This window comes from Nitrospirota bacterium (assembly GCA_023229435.1).
Classification (GTDB): Bacteria; Nitrospirota; UBA9217; order UBA9217; family UBA9217; genus JALNZF01.
The window spans coordinates 25,001-26,227 of record JALNZF010000034.1 but is presented as its reverse complement, the minus strand read 5'-3'; the positions used below and the strand labels follow the sequence as shown (position 1 = coordinate 26,227).

General features: G+C 53.0%; 1 protein-coding gene (running past one end of the window). It reads right to left on the bottom strand.

The features are described from left to right. Positions 1 to 226 precede the first annotated feature (226 nt). Positions 227 to 1,227: the 3' portion of a TIGR00730 family Rossman fold protein gene (locus M0R70_15150; protein ID MCK9420695.1), read on the bottom strand. Its footprint extends 31 nt past the window's final position; the window shows 1,001 of its 1,032 coding nt (coding positions 32-1,032); the start codon falls outside the window, past its right edge — the gene reads right to left on this strand; the stop codon is at positions 227 to 229.

Here is a 1,227-nt window from a genome sequence, read left to right as displayed (position 1 = left end):
CCTCCCTGCTCATGGTGATCATGTCCTTTTCTGCCACAATGCCCTCCTATTAACGTTAGGCATTGTAACTGGAAATAGGACATTTCTATTTTGGCGAATTAGGACATTATCATTTTGGGATTACATACATTTTGCTGGACGAAGGGCAGAACCCAGCGCAATTTCAGGAGAATTAAATTCTATCAGCAACCCCTGGACTATCCCGGTTGTCGTGCGGCAACAGGTATTAGAAATCGTTGATCGCATCGATCAGGATTCGGAGCCGTCCGAAATCCTGGCGACTGAAATCCACAACGAGCCTCGGCAGATGGGAGATTTCCGGCTCATCTTTTTCCTCAGGCAGAGGGCCGGAAAGGACCATGTCCCCCCGGGGCATCAGGATGTCCTGAAACTTTTCCTTGAGCTTCTGAATATGGTGCGGCGCAAGAATCGATGTCAGACGGAATACGAGTTGACCATTCACGTATCTCATGCTGTGGTAGCGGCTGTAAAAGCGGTTAATATGCTTGACCGCGGCGTCCACGGAGTCGACCCGCTCGAAGAGCGAAAAATCCGTATCGCTGATGTACCCGTGGGCATGAAGCTCGTCCTTGAAGAACTTGATCCAATTTATCCAGTAGGTGAGTCCTGGCCCATCCACGAGCACAAGAGGCATGGGATTACGCTTGCCGGTCTGGACCAGGGTGAGCGTTTCCATGGCCTCATCAAGAGTGCCGAAACCTCCGGGGAAAAGCGCGACAGCGTCCGCTTCCTTGAGAAAGGCCACCTTACGGTTAAAAAAGTACTTGTACGTGATGAGCCGGGGGTTGCCCTCGAGCACGGGGTTCGCTTTCTGTTCAAAGGGGAGGCGAATATTCACACCAAAGGAGTGCTCCGGCCCCGCGCCTTCGTTCACCGCCTGCATGATACCTGCCCCGCCGCCGGTGATGACCATGTAACCTGACTCGGCGAGCTTTCTGCCGAAATCGCGCGCCATAGCGTAAACCGGTTCATCTGGCTCGGTCCGTGCAGAGCCAAAGACCGTTACTTTACGTACGTTTCGATAGGGACCGAATATCTTCGAGGTGAACCGCATCTCCTTGAGCGTGGTGTTCATGAGCTTGAGGTCCGAGCGCTCATCATCCTCCTGACCAGCCTTGAGCGCGGCAATAATCATTTCACGGATGTATTCAGGCCGTCTAATGCCTTCAGCAGTTTTCATCAAGCTGTCAATGGCCTCATCCGCGG